The organism is Agrobacterium sp. 16-2014-1-2a (assembly GCF_053522705.1).
The window spans coordinates 326,153-343,310 of record NZ_JBNWBX010000005.1; the positions used below are offsets into that span (position 1 = coordinate 326,153).

A 17,158-nucleotide genomic window follows, 5' to 3' on the forward strand; every position below is an offset into this window, starting at 1 on the left:
AGATAGTCGATGAAACAAGAGTTGATCCTCGCCTCGTCCAGCGCATCCCGTCAGATGTTGATGCGTAATGCGGGGCTGACATTTTCGGCGATCCCGGCGGATATTGACGAGCGCGCGCTCGACGAGCAGCTGGAAAAAAATGGCGCAAAGCCGGAAGAGGTTGCGCTGGAACTGGCCAAGGCCAAGGCGCTCTCGGTAAGTGCCCTGCATCCGCAAGCACTCGTTCTTGGATGCGACCAGACGATGGCGCTCGGTGCCCGGGTGTACCACAAGCCAAAAACCATGGCCGAAGCCGAAGCACATCTGCTCTCATTATCCGGCAAGGTTCATCGCCTGAACAGTGCAGCCGTTCTTGCCCGCGGGGGTGATGTCGTATGGCAGACGATCTCCAGTGCCGAGCTTTCGGTGCGAAATTTGAGCGCCGAATTCGTCTCCCGCCACCTGCAACGCGTGGGTGAGAAGGCCTTGAGCAGTGTCGGTGCCTATCAGCTCGAGGGCGAAGGAATCCAGCTATTTACTTCGATAGAGGGGGATTATTTCACCATTCTTGGCCTGCCGCTTCTGCCTCTCTTAATGAAACTGCGCGACATGGATGTCATCGATGGCTGATTCACGTGAAACATTAACTATAAACGCCTTCGTTGTCGGTTATCCGATCAAGCACTCCCGGTCGCCGATCATCCATTCTTACTGGCTGAAGAAATTCGGGATACCCGGCTCCTATAAGGCCATTGAGGTTGCCCCCGATGACTTCCCCGATTTCATCACGGCACTAAAGGACCAGGGACCTGGTGCAGCGGTGGGTGGCAATGTTACCATTCCGCACAAGGAAGCGGCCTTTAAGCTGGCGGATAGTCCCGACGAGCTGGCGGAGGAACTGGGTGCAGCCAATACCGTCTGGATGGAAGAGGGTAGGCTGCATGCCACCAACACGGATGGCTATGGCTTTGTTTCCAATCTCGATGAGCGCCATCCCGGATGGGAGAAAACCGACCGGGCGGTGGTGTTCGGAGCCGGCGGTGCAAGCAGGGCCGTCGTTCAGTCGCTGCGGGACCGCGGCATTGCCGAAATCCATGTCCTGAACCGCACGGTCGAACGTGCCCGTGAAATGGCCGACCGTTTCGGTGCACGGGTTTTTTCTCATCCTCAGGGCGCGCTTCATGAAGTCATGCAGGACGCCGGGTTGTTTGTGAACACGACATCGCTGGGTATGGACGGAACGGAAGCGCCCGAGATTGATTTTTCGCCGCTCGCTGCAAGTGCTGTTGTAACCGATATCGTCTATGTGCCGTTGAGAACCCCCATCCTCCAGATGGCGCAGACGCAGGGTATTGCGACGGTCGATGGGCTTGGCATGCTTCTTCATCAGGCAAAACCCGGCTTTAAAAAATGGTTCGGCAAAACGCCGGAAGTTGATGACACTCTTCGTTCCCTCATCATTGAGGATATGGAGAAACATTGATGATCGTCATCGGTCTCACCGGCTCGATCGGAATGGGAAAAACGACCACGGCGAAACTGTTTGCCGCGGAAGGGATACCGGTTCTCGATTCTGATGCGGTTGTGCACGACCTCTATTCTGCAGATGCCGTGCCGATGATCGAAGCCGCCTTTCCGGGCACGACCATTTCCGGCACGGTCGACCGTCTTGAACTCGGTAACATCCTCAGGGAGAATCCGGCTAATTTTAGAAAGCTGGAAGCAATCGTCCATCCGCTTGTTCGTGAAAGGCAGGAAGCTTTTCTCCGTAAGGCAAGAGAGGAAAATCAAAATTTCGCCGTTCTCGATATCCCGCTACTGTTTGAAACCGGCGGGGAAACGAGGGTCGATAAAGTAGTCGTTGTTAGTTGCGCGCCGGAAATACAGCGCCAGCGGGTTTTGTCCCGTCCCGGCATGACGGAAGAGAAATTCGAAATGATATTGGCCCGGCAGATGCCCGATGCCGAAAAGCGCCGGCGCGCCGATTTTATCATCGATAGCGGAAATGGTGTCGAAGCGGCACGGGATCAGGTAAGAGAAATTCTGCAGAGACTAAGTGCCGGTTCGGGCAACGGAGAGAAAAATGCGTGAGATCATTTTCGATACGGAAACCACAGGCCTTGAATCGAAACTAGACCGCGTGATCGAAATCGGCGGCATCGAGCTCAACAACCATTTTCCGACCGGCCGCACATTGCATATTTATATCAACCCGGAAGATCGCAAGGTTCACCCGGACGCGCTTGCGGTGCATGGCATCACCGACGACTTCCTGAAAGACAAGCCGAAATTCGCCGAAGTCGTCGACGAAATCCGCGAATTTTTTGAAGGTGCCCGCTGGGTGGCGCATAATGCGACATTCGACATGGGTTTCATCAATGCGGAATTTGCCCGCCTCGGCATTGCGCCGGTCTCGTCTGAATTGGTGACGGATACGCTTTCGCTTGCACGCCGCAAGCACCCGATGGGTCCGAATTCCCTCGATGCACTTTGCCGACGTTACGGGATCGACAACTCCCACCGCACCAAGCACGGCGCGCTTCTCGACTCCGAACTGCTCGCCGAAGTCTACATAGAAATGATTGGTGGGCGCCAGACAGCGCTCGGTTTCGGTTCCGGCTCCAAACAGCAAGCGGTCACTATCGAGGATGATGATGTCCCGAATGAGCCGTTGCAAAGGCCCCATCCTCTACCATCAAGACTGGATGCGGAGACCATCGCGGCGCACGGCAAGCTCGTTCTCGGCATGGGCGACAAGGCGATCTGGAACCGTTACCAGAATTAAGTGCGCCTGGCGCTTAGATGCGCCGTTGAAAAATGACGAGAAGCGTCAAATAAAAAACCCGGGCGATGAACCCGGGTTTTGTTTTGTGTGAACTCTAAAAAGAGCGGCGTCACGTACAATTCAGTTCGGTACGGCCTGAACCTTGGCTCTGGCCTGTTCCTCGGCAACGCGCTGCGAAAACATCTGCGCGAAATCGATCGGATCGATCATCAGCGGCGGGAAGCCACCATTGCGGGTGACATCGGCGATGATCTGGCGTGCGAAGGGGAACAGCAGGCGCGGGCACTCGATAAACAGCACCGGCAGCATATGTTCCTGCGGGAAACCGGCAATGCGGAACACGCCGCCATAAACCAGCTCGGCAGCAAACAGAACCTTGTCGCCATCCTTGGCTTCGGCATTCAGCGTTAGCACAACGTCGAAATCCGAACCAGAAATCGGGTTTGCGTTGACATTGACATTGATGTTGATCGACGGCGCATTGTCACGAGCCTGAAGCGAACGAGGAGCACCCGGATTTTCGAAAGAAAGATCCTTGATGTACTGGGTAAGAATGTTGAGGGAAGGACTAACTGCGCCCTGTGCGCCATTTTCAGCGGTCATTACGTTTCCTCGCGGCGTGATTTCGTGGAAGGCGGTCTATCATTTCGACTTGAGCCTTACAACCCTCGTGCTCTCGCCTCTCTAACCCTTTGCCGTGCTTCAGGGTTTGGGCAGGTTGCGATCATCCGGCTTTTGGGACCAGGGAGAATCCTTGGGCCCTTCGCGGTGAAACTCCTCTTCGTCGAGGTCCACGACCTTGGAGCTACCCTTATTTGCCTGACCATTGCTGAACCCGGAAAAGTCACCGGGTTGCGGGCCGGTCTGGCCGCCGGGTTGACCCGACTGGCGAAAAGAACCGGCCACGACGACGCGGGGTCCGAGGATCTTCCAGAAAAAACGTCTCACCGTTTTCGACAGAAGCAGGAGACCGAGGATATCGGTGATGAAACCCGGGATGAACAGCAGGATGCCCGCCACGACGCGCATGGCGCCATTGACCAGCTCATCGGCAGGCTGGGCGCCGGTGCGCCCTGCGGCCTGGAGATTTCTCACCATGCCGATGCCGCCGAGCCGCAGGATCAGCAACCCCAGAAACGACGTGAACAGGACGAGCGCCAATGTCAGCCACAGACCGATTGTCTTGCCGACGATGATGAAACCGGCAATTTCCAGGATTGGCATCATCAGGATGACAATTGGGAGAAAGGAAAAACGCATCTTCTAGCCTTGCGTGTGCATCTCTGGCAGATTGCCGGTTCCCGAGAACACCGATGATTGAATCTGCACATTTGAATGATGATAAGATGCAGACTATATGATGTTCAGGTTTTTGAATTTAAATGGCGGTTTTGGTAAAAGATGGGCTTTAGCGACTTTATCACATTGTTTTTTCTCGTTGCAGCGGTGCTGATCTTTCTTCAGCTGCGCAGCGTTCTTGGTCGCCGAACCGGCAATGAGAAGCCGCCATTCGACCCTTACACGCCGCGCGATGTCGCGAAAGGCCCCGTCACTGACGATAACAAGGTCGTGACCCTGCCCAAACGCTCTGAGGCGGAGGACGAAAACCGCTTTGCCGAGGCGGATGCTCTGGCACCCGTCGATACTGCCTTGAATACATCCCTGCGCGAGCTGATGACCAAGGACCCGACCTTCCGCCCCAAGGAATTCCTGAACGGCGCCCGCATGGCCTATGAGATGATCGTCATGGGTTTTGCCGATGGTGACCGCAAGACGTTGAAGAACCTTCTGTCGAAGGAAGTTTTCGACGGGTTCGAGGCGGCCATTTCCGAGCGGGAAAGTCGCGGCGAGGTGGTCAAGTCCACTTTCGTGGGAATAGAGAAGGCCGATATCACCCAGGCCGGTATCCGCGATTCCGAAGAGCAGATCACGCTCAGAATAGTCAGCCAGCTGATTTCGGCCACCTATGACAAGGATGGCAAGCTGGTGGACGGCGATCCCGATGCGGTTGCGGAAGTGGACGACATCTGGACCTTCTCGCGTGATGTCCGCTCGCGCGATCCCAACTGGAAGCTGATCGCCACTGAATCCGAGCAATGAACACGCCCTTTTCGTTCGAAGAAGTTTCTTTCGGTGATCTGCCGGGATGGCAGGAGGATGATCCGCGTAAGCTGTTTCCGGCGATGCGGACGATCCTGTCACATCTTCGGAATTCAAAACCCTACAGGACCGGCGCGCTGGGTCTCACCGCCGGCGAACTGGCCTCGCTTCTGGAACTGGCCGATGAGGAACAAGCGGATAGTCCCCAGCAGGCCCGCCGGTTTTTCGAGACGAATTGTGTACCTTTCAAAATTTCACCACCCGGCGGAAAACGCGGTTTTGTAACTGCCTTTTATGAACCGGAGCTTGAGGTATCGTCAGTCCGCGACGATGTCTGGAAGTATCCGGTCTACCGCCGCCCACCGGAGCTGGTGGATATCGACGACGAAAATCGCCCGAGCGGTTTTGATCCGTCCTATGCTTTTGGCAGAGAGGGCGAGGACGGCATTTCCTATTTTCCCGATCGCCGCGCGATCGACGAAGGATATCTGCAGGGCAGGGGGCTTGAGATTGCCTGGGCGAGATCGAAGGTCGATCTGTTTTTCGTCCACGTTCAGGGTGCTGCCCGTCTTCTGTTTCCTGATGGAGAGGTGAAACGCATCACCTATGCCGCCAAGGCCGGGCATCCGTTCTCGCCGATCGGTCGGTTGCTTCTGGATCGTGGGGAACTGGATCCGAAAACGATCTCGATGCAGACAATTCGCAAATGGCTCGCCGACCATCCGGATGAGGTGGATGGGGTGCTATGGCATAATCGCTCCTATATTTTTTTCCGGGAGGCTGATGTTGCCGGCCTGGATATGGGACCGATCGCCGCCGCCAAGGTGCCGCTGGTCGCCGGGCGGGCGCTTGCGGTGGACAGGCTCATCCACACCTTCGGTTTTCCCTTCTTTATCCATGCGCCGTCATTGACCCACCTGGATAATGGCAAGCCCTTCGCGCGGTTGATGCTGGCGCTCGATACCGGCTCGGCCATCGTTGGCCCGGCACGCGGCGACATTTTCACCGGCTCGGGTTTTGAAGCCGGGGAACTTGCAGGCACAGTGCGCAACGACGCCGATTTCTATATGCTGCTGCCGCATGTTGCTGCGAAAAGGTATCGGCGATGAAGGGCAGTCGAAAGCTTGGCAAGGAAGAACGCATTCTGTGGGGTAAGGTCGCAAGAACAGCCCGACCCATCTCCGGCAGGCTGGAGGATTTGCTGGCTTTCGACGATATCGAGGAAGCCGCGGCGGAACCTGTCGTCCCGCAAACGGCAAACGCCGTCTTCCCTAGGATGCTCGCGGAGCCGGTGGACGTTTCGCCCTTTACGCCGGACAAGAAGCCAAAAATTCATCAACCGATGGAAAAGCCGGTTAAGCGCAAGTTGACGCGCGGGCGGTTGCCGCTGGAAGGCCGTATCGATCTGCATGGCATGTTTCAGAGCGAAGCCCATGCGGTTCTGCTCGATTTTCTATTGCGGGCGCACGAACGGGGCCTCCGGCACGTGCTCGTCATCACCGGCAAGGGTCGCTCCATCGGCAGCGATGGTGCGCTGAAAAGGGCCGTGCCCATGTGGTTCGCCAAACCGGAATATCGTTATTTGATTTCATCCTATGAGGACGCATCCGCCAATCACGGCGGCGATGGCGCTCTCTATGTCCGGTTGGCGCGCCGCAAGGGTGAAAAATCATGACGCCCTTTGCAGAAGCTGTGCGGCTGCTTCGTGAGCGCAAGGGCGTGACACAGAAGGAGATGGCAGCGGCAATCGGCGTTTCCCCCGCTTATCTCTCGGCACTGGAGCACGGCAAACGCGGCAAACCGAGCTTCGATCTCCTCCAGCGCATCGCCGGATATTTCAACATCATCTGGGATGAGGCGGAGGAATTGTTCTTTCTCGCCGGCTCCTCCGACCCCAAAGTGGCGATCGACACGGTCGGTCTGCCGCCGCAATATACGGCTTTTGCCAATCGGCTGGCGCGGGATATTCGCAAGCTGCCGCTGAGTGTGATAGAGGAACTGTCAGCGGTGCTACAAAAAAGCCGTTCTTGCGATTGAAACCCCTCTATCCCCTGCTTTATGCAGCGTTCTGAGGCATGTGGCCTTTGGGATTGAGTGTAGAATTTCTATAGTCGTATGTCGGATTTGAGTGATTCGCGGGCTTCAGGCCTTCTCACTGAAAACTTGGCCAGGAAATTTTGGAAAGAGTACTTATGACCGAAACATCGTCAAGCGAAGTCGGCGCCAACACTGAATACGGAGCCGATTCGATCAAGGTCCTCAAGGGTCTTGATGCTGTGCGCAAACGGCCCGGCATGTATATCGGCGATACCGATGACGGCTCCGGTCTGCATCACATGGTCTACGAGGTGGTCGACAACGCCATCGACGAGGCGCTCGCGGGTCATGCCGATCTGGTGACGGTGACGCTGAACGCCGACGGTTCGGTGACGGTAACGGACAACGGACGCGGCATTCCGACTGATATCCATTCTTCCGAAGGCGTTTCCGCCGCGGAAGTCATCATGACGCAGCTTCATGCGGGCGGAAAATTCGACCAGAACTCCTACAAGGTTTCCGGCGGTCTGCATGGCGTGGGCGTTTCGGTCGTAAATGCGCTCTCGGTTTGGCTGAAGCTCAGAATCCGCCGCAATGGCAAGCTGCACGAAATCGGCTTCACCCATGGGGTTGCCGATGCTCCGCTCTCGGTCATTGGCGAATATGAAGGCCGCTCCGGCACGGAAGTCACCTTCCTGGCGAGCCCCGACACCTTCACCATGACGGATTATGATTTTGGTACGCTGGAGCATCGCCTGCGCGAACTGGCGTTTTTGAATTCCGGTGTTCGTATCGTGCTCACCGACAAGCGTCATTCTGATATCAAGCAGGAAGAGTTGCTCTACGATGGCGGTCTTGAAGCCTTCGTGCGTTATCTCGACCGGGCTAAGAAACCGCTGGTAGACAAGCCGGTGGCCATTCATGGCGAAAAGGACGGCATCACGGTTGAGGTCGCGCTCTGGTGGAACGACAGCTACCACGAAAATGTGCTCTGCTTCACCAACAACATTCCGCAGCGCGACGGCGGCACCCATATGGCCGGCTTCCGCGCGGCGCTCACGCGTCAGATGACATCCTATGCCGAGACTTCCGGCATCATGAAAAGGGAAAAGGTCAGCTTGCAGGGTGAGGACTGCCGCGAAGGACTGACGGCAATTCTTTCCGTCAAGGTTCCCGACCCAAAGTTTTCTTCACAGACGAAGGACAAGCTCGTTTCGTCCGAAGTGCGCCCTGTCGTGGAAAGTCTCGTCAATGAGGCCCTGTCCACCTGGCTCGAGGAACATCCGTCCGACGCCAAGATCCTTGTCGGCAAGGTGGTGGAAGCGGCCATTGCCCGTGAAGCCGCCCGCAAGGCGCGCGAACTGACGCGCCGCAAAGGTGCGCTCGATATCGCCTCTCTGCCCGGCAAGCTTGCCGATTGCTCCGAACGCGATCCGGCGAAATCCGAACTCTTCCTCGTCGAGGGTGACTCCGCAGGCGGTTCGGCCAAGCAGGGCCGCTCGCGCGAAACGCAGGCCATCCTGCCGCTACGCGGTAAGATCCTGAACGTTGAGCGCGCCCGTTTCGACAAGATGCTGTCCAGCCAGGAAATCGGCACGCTGATCACCGCGCTCGGCACGTCGATCGGCAAGGACGAATTCAACGCAGACAAGCTGCGCTACCACAAGATCATCATCATGACGGATGCTGACGTCGACGGCGCCCACATTCGTACCCTGCTGTTGACCTTCTTCTTCCGCCAGATGCCGGAACTGATCGAGCGTGGCCATCTCTATATCGCCCAGCCGCCGCTTTATAAGGTGACGCGCGGCAAATCCGTGCAGTATCTCAAGGATGAGAAGGCGCTGGAAGAATATCTGATCTCGATGGGCATCGAGGATACGTCGCTGACGCTCGGCTCCGGCGAAGTACGCATCGGCGCTGACCTTCGTGAGGTCATTCTCGATGCGGTGCGCATGCGCACGCTGATCGACGGTCTGCATTCCCGCTACAGCCGCTCCATCGTGGAACAGGCCGCCATTGCCGGCGCCCTGAACCCCGAGCTTTCGGCCGATGCTGCCCGTGCCCAGGAAACCGTTGCCGAAGTGGCCCGGCGTCTGGACATGATCGCGGAAGAAACCGAACGCGGCTGGTCCGGCATGGTGCTGGAAGATGGCGGCTTGCGCTTCGAGCGCATGGTACGCGGTGTCAAGGAAATCTCGACGCTCGATATGGGCCTGATCGGTTCGGTCGATGCCCGTCATATCGATCAGCTCGCGGCCCGCACGCGCGATATTTACGTCACTCCGCCGGTTCTGCAACGCAAGGACGGCACTATGGAACTGGCCGGACCGCGTGCGCTTCTGGATGCTATTTTCGCCGCCGGCCGCAAGGGTCTTTCCATGCAGCGTTACAAGGGTCTCGGTGAAATGAACGCCGAGCAGCTGTGGGAAACCACACTCGACGCCAATGTACGTTCGCTGCTGCAGGTCAAGGTCAACGATGCGACGGATGCCGATGGTCTGTTTTCGCGCCTGATGGGCGATGAGGTGGAACCGCGCCGCGACTTCATTCAGGAAAATGCGCTCAGCGTTGCCAATCTCGACATTTAATCCTGTGGGACGTCTCGCGTGACGATTCACGTGAAACGAAACTTTAACGAAAGGCCCGGCGGTCAATTTCCGCCGGGCCTTTTGTCATCTGTGTTGTCGGATATCAATCGGCCTTGCCGGTGAACCGCCCCTTGAAAGCCACCTCCGAAAGGGGGAGGCGCTTGCTGGGCACTTCCCGTTCTGCCAGATCGTCAGGAAGAACAGCCTTGTCGGTCAATGTGCCGATGGCAACTGCGGCCTCCACCTTATATCCATCCGGAACATCAAGCTTTTCCACGATCTGGTCTTTAAATATGCCTGCCATGCCATGGGCGTGGTAACCGAGCAGATGCGCCTGCATGGCAAGTGAAAACCATGCCGCACCGGCATCGAAAGAATGGGTCGCTGAAGGCTTTTTCTCACCCTCTCGTGAAATATTGTGGTCGCGGGAAAGGACGAAGAGTAGCACTGAGGCATTTTTTGCCCAGCGCTGGTTTCCTTCCATCAGCAGTTCCACGAAGAGCGGCCAATCCTCGCTATCCTTGTGCGCGTAGACAAACCGCCACGGTTGCTGGTTGGATGCCGATGGCGCCCAATGCGCGGCATCGAGAATGGTCAGCAGATGCTCGTTTGGCATCGCATCTCCATCGAATGCGCGAGGAGACCACCGATCGAGGAAGAGTGGATCGACTGGATATTCGGATTGCCGGGAATTGCTGTTCGTCACGGGCGTGTCCTTTTGATTGTCGGGAGGGAAAAGGTATTTTTCGAAAGTCGAAGCAGTCAAGGGGTGACAAGTATGAATGTATCGTTCATATATGCATCACCTTGTCTGACAACCGGGAGAGAGTTCCATGAAATTGATGCGCGTTGGCCAGCCTGGCCAGGAAAAACCTGCGATCCTCGACGCGGAAGGAAAAGTCCGCGATCTGTCTGCTCATGTCAAAGACATCGGCGGTGAAGCCATTTCTCCGGAAGGCCTGAAGAAGATTGCCGCCATCGACCTCGGCACTCTTCCCGTAATCTCCGAAGAGCGCATTGGCGCTTGCGTTGCCGGAACCGGAAAATTCATCTGCATCGGCCTTAATTTCTCTGACCACGCCGCTGAAACCGGTGCGACCGTACCGCCGGAACCGGTCATTTTCATGAAGGCGACCTCGGCAATCGTCGGTCCGAACGATAACGTTGTCATTCCGCGCGGTTCTGAGAAGACCGACTGGGAAGTCGAACTCGGCGTCGTTATCGGCAAGACCGCGAAATATGTATCTGAGGCCGATGCTCTCGACTACGTCGCCGGTTATTGCGTTTCGCACGATGTTTCTGAGCGCGCGTTCCAGACTGAGCGTGCCGGACAGTGGACCAAGGGTAAATCCTGCGACACCTTCGGTCCGATCGGCCCCTGGCTGGTCACGAAGGACGAAATCACCGATCCGCAGAACCTCGGAATGTGGCTGAAGGTCAACGGCCAGACAATGCAGGACGGCTCCAGCAAGACCATGGTTTACGGCGTCGCGCATGTCGTTTCCTATCTCAGCCAGTTCATGTCTCTGCATCCCGGCGACGTCATTTCCACCGGCACGCCTCCGGGCGTCGGCATGGGCCAGAAGCCCCCGCGTTACCTCAAGACCGGCGATGTCGTTGAACTCGGCATTGAAGGCCTCGGTTCCCAGAAACAGACCTTCGTTGCCGACATCTGATTATCAACAAACGTTCAACTGAAATTGAGGCGCCGGAGGGAAACCACCGGCGCCTTCGATTTTGTGCAGTTGCGAAAAGCTGCTATGGTCAAAAAAAGAGCTTGATCCGCGAGGAGGCGTAATCAGTGTTCTACCACCTCTATGAAATGAACCATGCGGCGATGGCGCCACTGCGCGCCGGTGCCGATATGATGCGCCAGGCATGCAGCAATCCTTTGAACCCGCTTTCCAGCACCGCCTTCGGGCGAAGCCTCGATGCAGGCTTTGAGGTATTCGAGCGCCTGACGCGCCGTTACATCAAGCCGGAGTTCGGTTTGGCGACTACCACCGTCGATGACCGGACCGTTGCCGTCACTGAAGAGATCATCTGGTCGCGTCCCTTCTGCAATCTCGTTCATTTCAAAAAAGAACTCGATGCGGCCCGCAAACCAGATCCGAAGGTGCTGCTGGTGGCGCCTATGTCAGGCCACTACGCCACATTGCTGCGGGGAACGGTCGAGGCGCTGCTGCCATCGGCGGATATCTATATCACCGATTGGATCGATGCCCGCATGGTGCCAGTCACCGAAGGGACATTCGATCTCGACGATTACATCAGCTACGTCATCGATATGCTGCGCGAGATCGGGCCCGGCGCCCATGTGGTCGCTGTTTGTCAGCCCTCGGTTCCGGTTCTGGCCGCAGTGTCCCTGATGGAAGCCGATGGTGACGGTTTCGCGCCTGCATCCATGACGCTGATGGGCGGTCCGATCGATACGCGCATCAATCCCACGGCTGTCAACGGTCTGGCCACGGCCAAGCCAATCGAATGGTTCCGCGACAACGTCGTCATGCAGGTACCGTGGCCGCAGCCGGCTTTTGGCCGGAATGTCTATCCCGGCTTCCTGCAATTATCCGGCTTCATGTCCATGAACCTCGACAAGCACATGACGGCACACAAGGATTTCTACCTGAACCTCGTCAAGAACGACGGCGATTCCGCTGAGAAGCATCGCGATTTTTACGATGAATATCTGGCCGTGATGGATTTGACGGCGGAGTTCTACCTGCAGACAGTGGAAACCGTCTTCATCGAACACGCGCTTCCCAAGGGAAACATGCAGCATAGGGGCAGGGCGGTCGATCCCGCTGCCATTCGTAACGTCGCGCTGTTCACCGTGGAAGGCGAAAACGACGATATTTCCGGTGTGGGCCAGACCAAAGCCGCGCACGATCTTTGCCGGAACATCCCCGATGAAAAGCGTGCGCACTACATGCAGCCCGACGTCGGTCACTACGGCGTTTTCAACGGGTCGCGTTTCCGCAAGGAGATTGTGCCGCGCATGGTGGAATTCATCCGCAAGAACCAGACTGTCTAGCGCTGGAAGCCAGGCGATGCCGCGCATTTGCGTGGCCAAGCCGGTGTCGAATCGGCTATGAACAGTCCATGTTTTCGTTCCTCAGAAAATCCGTGAAGTCGCCGTCGCCGAAAAAGGTAGCGCCCAGCCAGCGCACCGTCGAGGTGGCTGGCCGTCATGTGCCCATTACGGTGAAGGAAAACCCGCGCGCCACGCGCATCACCTTGCGCATCGAACCCGGCGGCCGGGCCCTGAAGCTGACGATCCCGATGGGGCTTCACCATGGCCAGGTGGATGATTTTCTCGAAAGGCATCAGGGCTGGATTGAAGGCAAGCTTTCGAAAATCAGCCCAGATGACGGTTTGCGTCATGGTGCGTCGGTTGATATTCGCGGCGTATCCCATCGCATCCATCACACTGGCAGCCTGCGTGGCCTGACTCATATCTCCAAAGACGAGGACGGCACGGCGGTCTTGAAAGTCAGCGGAGCGCCCGAACACCTGCGCAGACGGGTGGCCATGTTTTTGAAAAAGGAAGCGAAGGCTGATCTGGAGAGGCTTGTTGCGGTTCACGCGAGCGCGGCCGGAAAGCCCGTGCGATCCATCAGCATGAAGGACACCCGCAGCCGCTGGGGTTCGTGTTCCCATGATGGAAATCTGAGTTTCTCGTGGCGTATCGTCATGGCTCCGGAAAAGGTCATCGATTATCTCGCAGCCCACGAGGTTGCGCATCTGCGGGAAATGAACCACGGCCCGAAATTCTGGGCCCTGTGCGAAAAACTCTGCCCGCATACGCAGGAAGCCAAGGAATGGCTGAAACGTCACGGCTCTAAACTCCACGCCATCGATTTTGATTGAAAGTGGAGACGTGCATCGCCATCTGGATTCACGTGAAACATTCCATGGAAAACGGGTGCGATTTGGCTCGACTCTTGTCGCATTTCGTGTCAGGTCGCGGGTATGAAACCGGATATCAAGATTTGCGGATTGAAGACACCGGAAGCGCTGGAGCGTGCCGTCAGGCGCGGCGCCTCCCATGTCGGCTTTATTTTCTTTGAAAAGAGCCCCCGCAACATCGAGCCCGATATCGCCGGCAGGCTGGCAGAAGCCGCCCGTGGCGCCGCAAAGGTTGTCGCCGTTACCGTCAATGCCGACAATGATGATTTAGACGAGATCGTCGATCTGCTGAGACCGGATATTCTGCAATTGCACGGCAGTGAAAGCCCGGAGAGGGTGCTGAACATCAAAGCACTCTACGGACTTCCGGTAATGAAGGCGCTTTCCGTTCGCGACGCCGCTGATCTTGCCAAGATTGATCCCTATATAGGTATAGCCGACCGTTTCCTGCTGGATGCCAAGGCGCCTGCGGGTTCCGATTTGCCGGGCGGCAACGGAGTAACCTTCGACTGGACCATCCTGCGCTCTCTTGACGGAAGTATCGATTACATGCTTTCCGGGGGATTGAACAAGGACAATGTCGCGGAGGCTCTGGCCGAAACCGGAGCTGGCGGACTGGATTTGTCGTCCGGTGTGGAGAGCGCGCCGGGCGTCAAGGATCTTGCGATGATTGATGCATTCTTCGATGTGGTGAATGATTGGTCGAAAGGCCCAAAGGGAGCTTGAAGTGAACGACGCGCCAACACCCAATTCTTTCCGCGCCGGTCCCGATGAGGACGGCCGTTTTGGCATTTACGGAGGCCGCTTCGTTGCCGAAACGCTGATGCCGCTTATTCTGGATTTGCAGGCGGAGTGGGAGAAGGCAAAGACCGATCCCGAATTTCAGGCAGAACTCAAATATCTCGGCGCTCATTACACTGGCCGCCCGAGCCCGCTTTATTTCGCGGAACGCCTGACGGCCGAACTGGGCGGCGCCAAGATCTATTTCAAGCGCGAAGAGCTGAATCACACCGGCTCGCACAAGATCAACAATTGCCTTGGCCAGATCCTGCTTGCCAAGCGCATGGGCAAGACCCGTATCATTGCCGAAACCGGTGCCGGCCAGCACGGCGTTGCCTCGGCGACCGTCGCCGCACGCTTCGGCCTGCCCTGCGTCGTTTATATGGGCGCGACGGATGTTGCCCGTCAGGCGCCGAATGTTTTCCGCATGAAGCTTCTGGGCGCTGAGGTAAAGCCGGTAACGGCTGGCCACGGCACTCTGAAAGATGCCATGAACGAGGCGCTGCGCGACTGGGTCACCAATGTCGATGACACCTATTACCTGATCGGCACAGCTGCCGGCCCGCATCCTTATCCGGAAATGGTTCGCGATTTCCAGGCCGTCATCGGTGAGGAAGCAAAGGCACAGATGCTGGAGGCGGAGGGCCGTCTTCCGGATATGGTCATTGCGGCTGTTGGCGGTGGCTCGAATGCCATCGGCATCTTCCATCCTTTCCTTGATGACAAGAGTGTCCGTATCGTCGGCGTCGAGGCTGGCGGCAGGGGTCTTTCGGGCGAGGAGCATTGCGCTTCAATCACGGCCGGTTCGCCGGGGGTTCTGCACGGAAACCGCACCTACCTTCTTCAGGATGCGGATGGCCAGATCAAGGAAGGCCATTCCATCTCCGCAGGTCTCGATTATCCCGGCATCGGCCCTGAGCATTCCTGGCTGAACGATATCGGCCGCGTGGAATATGTACCGATCATGGACCACGAGGCGCTGGACGCCTTCCAGATGCTGACGCGCCTCGAAGGCATCATTCCCGCTCTGGAGCCAAGCCACGCGCTGGCGGAAGTCATCAAGCGCGCACCGAAGATGGGCAAGGATGAGATCATCCTGATGAATCTTTCGGGTCGTGGGGACAAGGATGTCCACACCGTCAGCAAGTTCCTCGGAATGGAAATGTAAGGCCATGACTGCACGTATGGACAAGCGCTTTGCCGATCTGCGCGCTGAAAACCGCCCGGCTCTGATTACCTATTTCATGGGCGGCGACCCGGATTTCGAAACCTCGCTCGGCATCATGAAGGCCCTGCCGGAAGCAGGCGCCGACGTTATCGAGCTCGGCATGCCGTTTTCCGACCCGATGGCGGATGGCCCGGCGATCCAGCTGGCAGGACAGCGCGCGCTGAAAGGCGGCCAGACGCTGAAAACCACGCTCGATCTCGCCCGCGAGTTCCGCAAGGAAGACGACGCGACCCCGATCGTGATGATGGGATATTACAATCCGATCTACATCTACGGCGTCGACAAATTTCTGGACGATGCGTTGGCGGCTGGCGTCGACGGTCTGATCGTTGTCGATCTGCCGCCTGAAATGGATGATGAGCTCTGCGTGCCCGCCTTGGCGCGCGGCGTGAATTTCATCCGTCTCGCCACGCCGACGACGGATGGCAAGCGCTTGCCGACCGTTCTTAAAAATACCTCAGGTTTCGTTTATTACGTATCGATGAACGGTATTACCGGTTCCGCACTGCCCGATCCGTCGTTGATCTCTGGCGCGGTCGGTCGTATCAAGGCGCATACGGAACTGCCGGTTTGCGTCGGTTTTGGTGTCAAGACGGCCGATCATGCCAAAGCGATCGGTGCCGTGGCGGATGGCGTGGTGGTCGGTTCGGCCATCGTCAACCAGATCGCCGGCAGTCTGACGAAGGACGGGCAGGCAACCGCCGATACCGTGCCATCCGTCACGACGCTGGTAAAAGGACTTTCAACGGGCGTGCGTGCGTCGCGCCTTGCCGCTGCGGAATAAGCGCGCGGCCCAGTCAGGAGTAGTCAGTTGAACTGGATCACCAATTACGTACGGCCCCGGATCAATTCCATGCTTGGCCGCCGCCCGGAGGTTCCTGAGAACCTGTGGATCAAGTGCCCGGAAACGGGCGAGATGGTCTTCCATAAGGATCTGGAAGATAACAAGTGGGTCATTCCGGCTTCCGGTTACCACATGAAGATGCCGGCAAAGGCGCGTCTCGGCGATCTTTTCGATGGTGGCGTCTATGAGGCCTTGCCGCAGCCGAAGGTAGCGCAGGATCCGCTGAAGTTCCGCGATTCCAAGAAATACACCGATCGTCTGCGCGACAGCCGCACGAAGACCGAGCAGGAAGATACCATCCTTGCCGGCGTTGGTCTCCTGAAAGGCCTGAAGATCGTTGCCGTTGTGCATGAATTCCAGTTCATGGGCGGTTCTCTCGGCATCGCGGCCGGCGAAGCCATCGTCAAGGCGTTCGAGCGCGCCATTTCAGAGCGTTGCCCGCTGGTCATGTTCCCGGCCTCCGGTGGCGCCCGCATGCAGGAAGGCATTCTGTCGCTGATGCAGCTGCCGCGCACCACGGTTGCTGTCAATATGCTGAAAGAAGCAGGCATGCCCTACATCGTGGTTTTGACGAACCCGACGACGGGTGGTGTCACTGCTTCCTACGCCATGCTGGGTGACGTGCATATCGCCGAGCCGGGCGCCGAAATCTGCTTTGCGGGCAAGCGCGTGATCGAACAGACCATCCGCGAAAAGCTCCCGGAAGGCTTCCAGACATCGGAATACCTGCTGGAGCACGGCATGGTGGATATGGTGATCGATCGCCGCGAAATTCCCGATACGCTGGCAAGCCTTCTCAAGATCATGACGAAGGCTCCGGCAGAAGCAAACGCGGTCATTCCGCTCGCGGCTTCGGCCTGACGGAAAAATATGTCGCCCGGAGGCGGGAAGCGCCTTCGGGATGA

The 17,158-nt window shown here is 57.5% G+C and carries 19 protein-coding genes; 16 read left to right on the forward strand and 3 right to left on the reverse strand.

Translation table 11 applies throughout. The annotated features are described in order from the left end of the window. The first annotated feature begins 9 nt into the window (after positions 1–9). Genes ACQZ45_RS17470 through dnaQ form a run of 4 tightly spaced genes read left to right on the forward strand, consistent with a single transcriptional unit; the run spans position 10 to position 2,764 of the window. The gene (locus ACQZ45_RS17470; RefSeq protein WP_065705061.1) at positions 10–609 is read left to right on the forward strand and encodes a Maf-like protein; all 600 of its coding nucleotides are present in this window, start codon (positions 10–12) and stop codon (positions 607–609) included. Beyond that, positions 602–1,462 (forward strand): shikimate dehydrogenase, encoded by an 861-nt coding sequence (locus ACQZ45_RS17475; protein WP_113291806.1) that lies wholly within the window; start codon positions 602–604, stop codon positions 1,460–1,462. Before ACQZ45_RS17470 ends, ACQZ45_RS17475 begins: the two co-directional genes overlap by 8 nt. Continuing rightward, positions 1,462–2,070, forward strand: a complete 609-nt coding sequence (gene coaE / locus ACQZ45_RS17480; protein ID WP_113291805.1) for a dephospho-CoA kinase — start codon at positions 1,462–1,464, stop codon at positions 2,068–2,070. Before ACQZ45_RS17475 ends, coaE begins: the two co-directional genes overlap by 1 nt. Then, complete coding sequence (gene dnaQ, locus ACQZ45_RS17485) at positions 2,063–2,764, forward strand: DNA polymerase III subunit epsilon (RefSeq protein WP_003516361.1); 702 nt, start codon at positions 2,063–2,065, stop codon at positions 2,762–2,764. Before coaE ends, dnaQ begins: the two co-directional genes overlap by 8 nt. A gap of 120 nt (positions 2,765–2,884) precedes the next feature. Here dnaQ and secB read toward each other — a convergent pair whose 3' ends face one another. Together secB and ACQZ45_RS17495 are read right to left on the reverse strand one after the other, a co-directional pair. After that, complete coding sequence (gene secB / locus ACQZ45_RS17490) at positions 2,885–3,367, reverse strand: protein-export chaperone SecB (RefSeq protein ID WP_003516359.1); 483 nt, start codon at positions 3,365–3,367, stop codon at positions 2,885–2,887. Positions 3,368–3,466: 99 nt separating this feature from the next. Continuing rightward, positions 3,467–4,024, reverse strand: coding sequence for an FxsA family protein (locus tag ACQZ45_RS17495; protein ID WP_065688733.1), 558 nt, complete (start codon positions 4,022–4,024; stop codon positions 3,467–3,469). 141 nt (positions 4,025–4,165) lie between these two features. Between ACQZ45_RS17495 and ACQZ45_RS17500 the strand changes: the two genes are divergently transcribed. The 5 genes from ACQZ45_RS17500 (at position 4,166) to gyrB (ending at position 9,492) form a co-directional block, all read left to right on the forward strand. Then, positions 4,166–4,864: a Tim44/TimA family putative adaptor protein gene (locus tag ACQZ45_RS17500; RefSeq protein ID WP_003516349.1), complete on the forward strand. Its 699-nt coding sequence runs from the start codon at positions 4,166–4,168 to the stop codon at positions 4,862–4,864. Further along, complete coding sequence (mltA, locus tag ACQZ45_RS17505) at positions 4,861–5,973, forward strand: murein transglycosylase A (protein WP_038489214.1); 1,113 nt, start codon at positions 4,861–4,863, stop codon at positions 5,971–5,973. Before ACQZ45_RS17500 ends, mltA begins: the two co-directional genes overlap by 4 nt. Then, on the forward strand, positions 5,970–6,539 hold the full coding sequence (locus tag ACQZ45_RS17510; RefSeq protein WP_013635178.1) for a Smr/MutS family protein: 570 nt from the start codon (positions 5,970–5,972) through the stop codon (positions 6,537–6,539). Before mltA ends, ACQZ45_RS17510 begins: the two co-directional genes overlap by 4 nt. Then, complete coding sequence (locus ACQZ45_RS17515; RefSeq protein WP_003516346.1) at positions 6,536–6,901, forward strand: helix-turn-helix domain-containing protein; 366 nt, start codon at positions 6,536–6,538, stop codon at positions 6,899–6,901. Before ACQZ45_RS17510 ends, ACQZ45_RS17515 begins: the two co-directional genes overlap by 4 nt. A gap of 155 nt (positions 6,902–7,056) precedes the next feature. After that, positions 7,057–9,492 carry a DNA topoisomerase (ATP-hydrolyzing) subunit B gene (gene gyrB / locus ACQZ45_RS17520; RefSeq protein WP_003516345.1) on the forward strand — a complete coding sequence of 812 codons (2,436 nt, stop codon included), beginning with the start codon at positions 7,057–7,059 and terminating at the stop codon, positions 9,490–9,492. Positions 9,493–9,595: 103 nt separating this feature from the next. On the opposite strand, the gene ACQZ45_RS17525 is transcribed toward gyrB, so the two are convergent. Beyond that, positions 9,596–10,198, reverse strand: coding sequence for a nitroreductase family protein (locus ACQZ45_RS17525; RefSeq protein WP_113291879.1), 603 nt, complete (start codon positions 10,196–10,198; stop codon positions 9,596–9,598). Between the two features lie 127 nt (positions 10,199–10,325). Between ACQZ45_RS17525 and ACQZ45_RS17530 the strand changes: the two genes are divergently transcribed. The 7 genes from ACQZ45_RS17530 to accD all read left to right on the forward strand — a co-directional run bounded on the left by ACQZ45_RS17530 (position 10,326) and on the right by accD (position 17,114). Further along, the gene (locus ACQZ45_RS17530) at positions 10,326–11,168 is read left to right on the forward strand and encodes a fumarylacetoacetate hydrolase family protein (RefSeq protein WP_019565943.1); all 843 of its coding nucleotides are present in this window, start codon (positions 10,326–10,328) and stop codon (positions 11,166–11,168) included. A 125-nt stretch (positions 11,169–11,293) separates the two neighbouring features. After that, positions 11,294–12,526 (forward strand): polyhydroxyalkanoate depolymerase, encoded by a 1,233-nt coding sequence (locus ACQZ45_RS17535; protein WP_019565942.1) that lies wholly within the window; start codon positions 11,294–11,296, stop codon positions 12,524–12,526. 68 nt (positions 12,527–12,594) lie between these two features. Next, positions 12,595–13,362, forward strand: a complete 768-nt coding sequence (locus tag ACQZ45_RS17540) for a M48 family metallopeptidase (protein ID WP_113291804.1) — start codon at positions 12,595–12,597, stop codon at positions 13,360–13,362. Positions 13,363–13,464: 102 nt separating this feature from the next. Continuing rightward, positions 13,465–14,127, forward strand: a complete 663-nt coding sequence (locus ACQZ45_RS17545) for a phosphoribosylanthranilate isomerase (RefSeq protein ID WP_003516340.1) — start codon at positions 13,465–13,467, stop codon at positions 14,125–14,127. Between the two features lies 1 nt (position 14,128). Then, complete coding sequence (trpB, locus tag ACQZ45_RS17550; protein ID WP_019565940.1) at positions 14,129–15,349, forward strand: tryptophan synthase subunit beta; 1,221 nt, start codon at positions 14,129–14,131, stop codon at positions 15,347–15,349. Positions 15,350–15,353: 4 nt separating this feature from the next. Beyond that, positions 15,354–16,193 carry a tryptophan synthase subunit alpha gene (gene trpA / locus ACQZ45_RS17555; RefSeq protein ID WP_003516338.1) on the forward strand — a complete coding sequence of 280 codons (840 nt, stop codon included), beginning with the start codon at positions 15,354–15,356 and terminating at the stop codon, positions 16,191–16,193. Positions 16,194–16,220: 27 nt separating this feature from the next. Then, positions 16,221–17,114: an acetyl-CoA carboxylase, carboxyltransferase subunit beta gene (gene accD / locus ACQZ45_RS17560; RefSeq protein WP_003516336.1), complete on the forward strand. Its 894-nt coding sequence runs from the start codon at positions 16,221–16,223 to the stop codon at positions 17,112–17,114. The last annotated feature ends 44 nt before the right edge of the window (positions 17,115–17,158 follow it).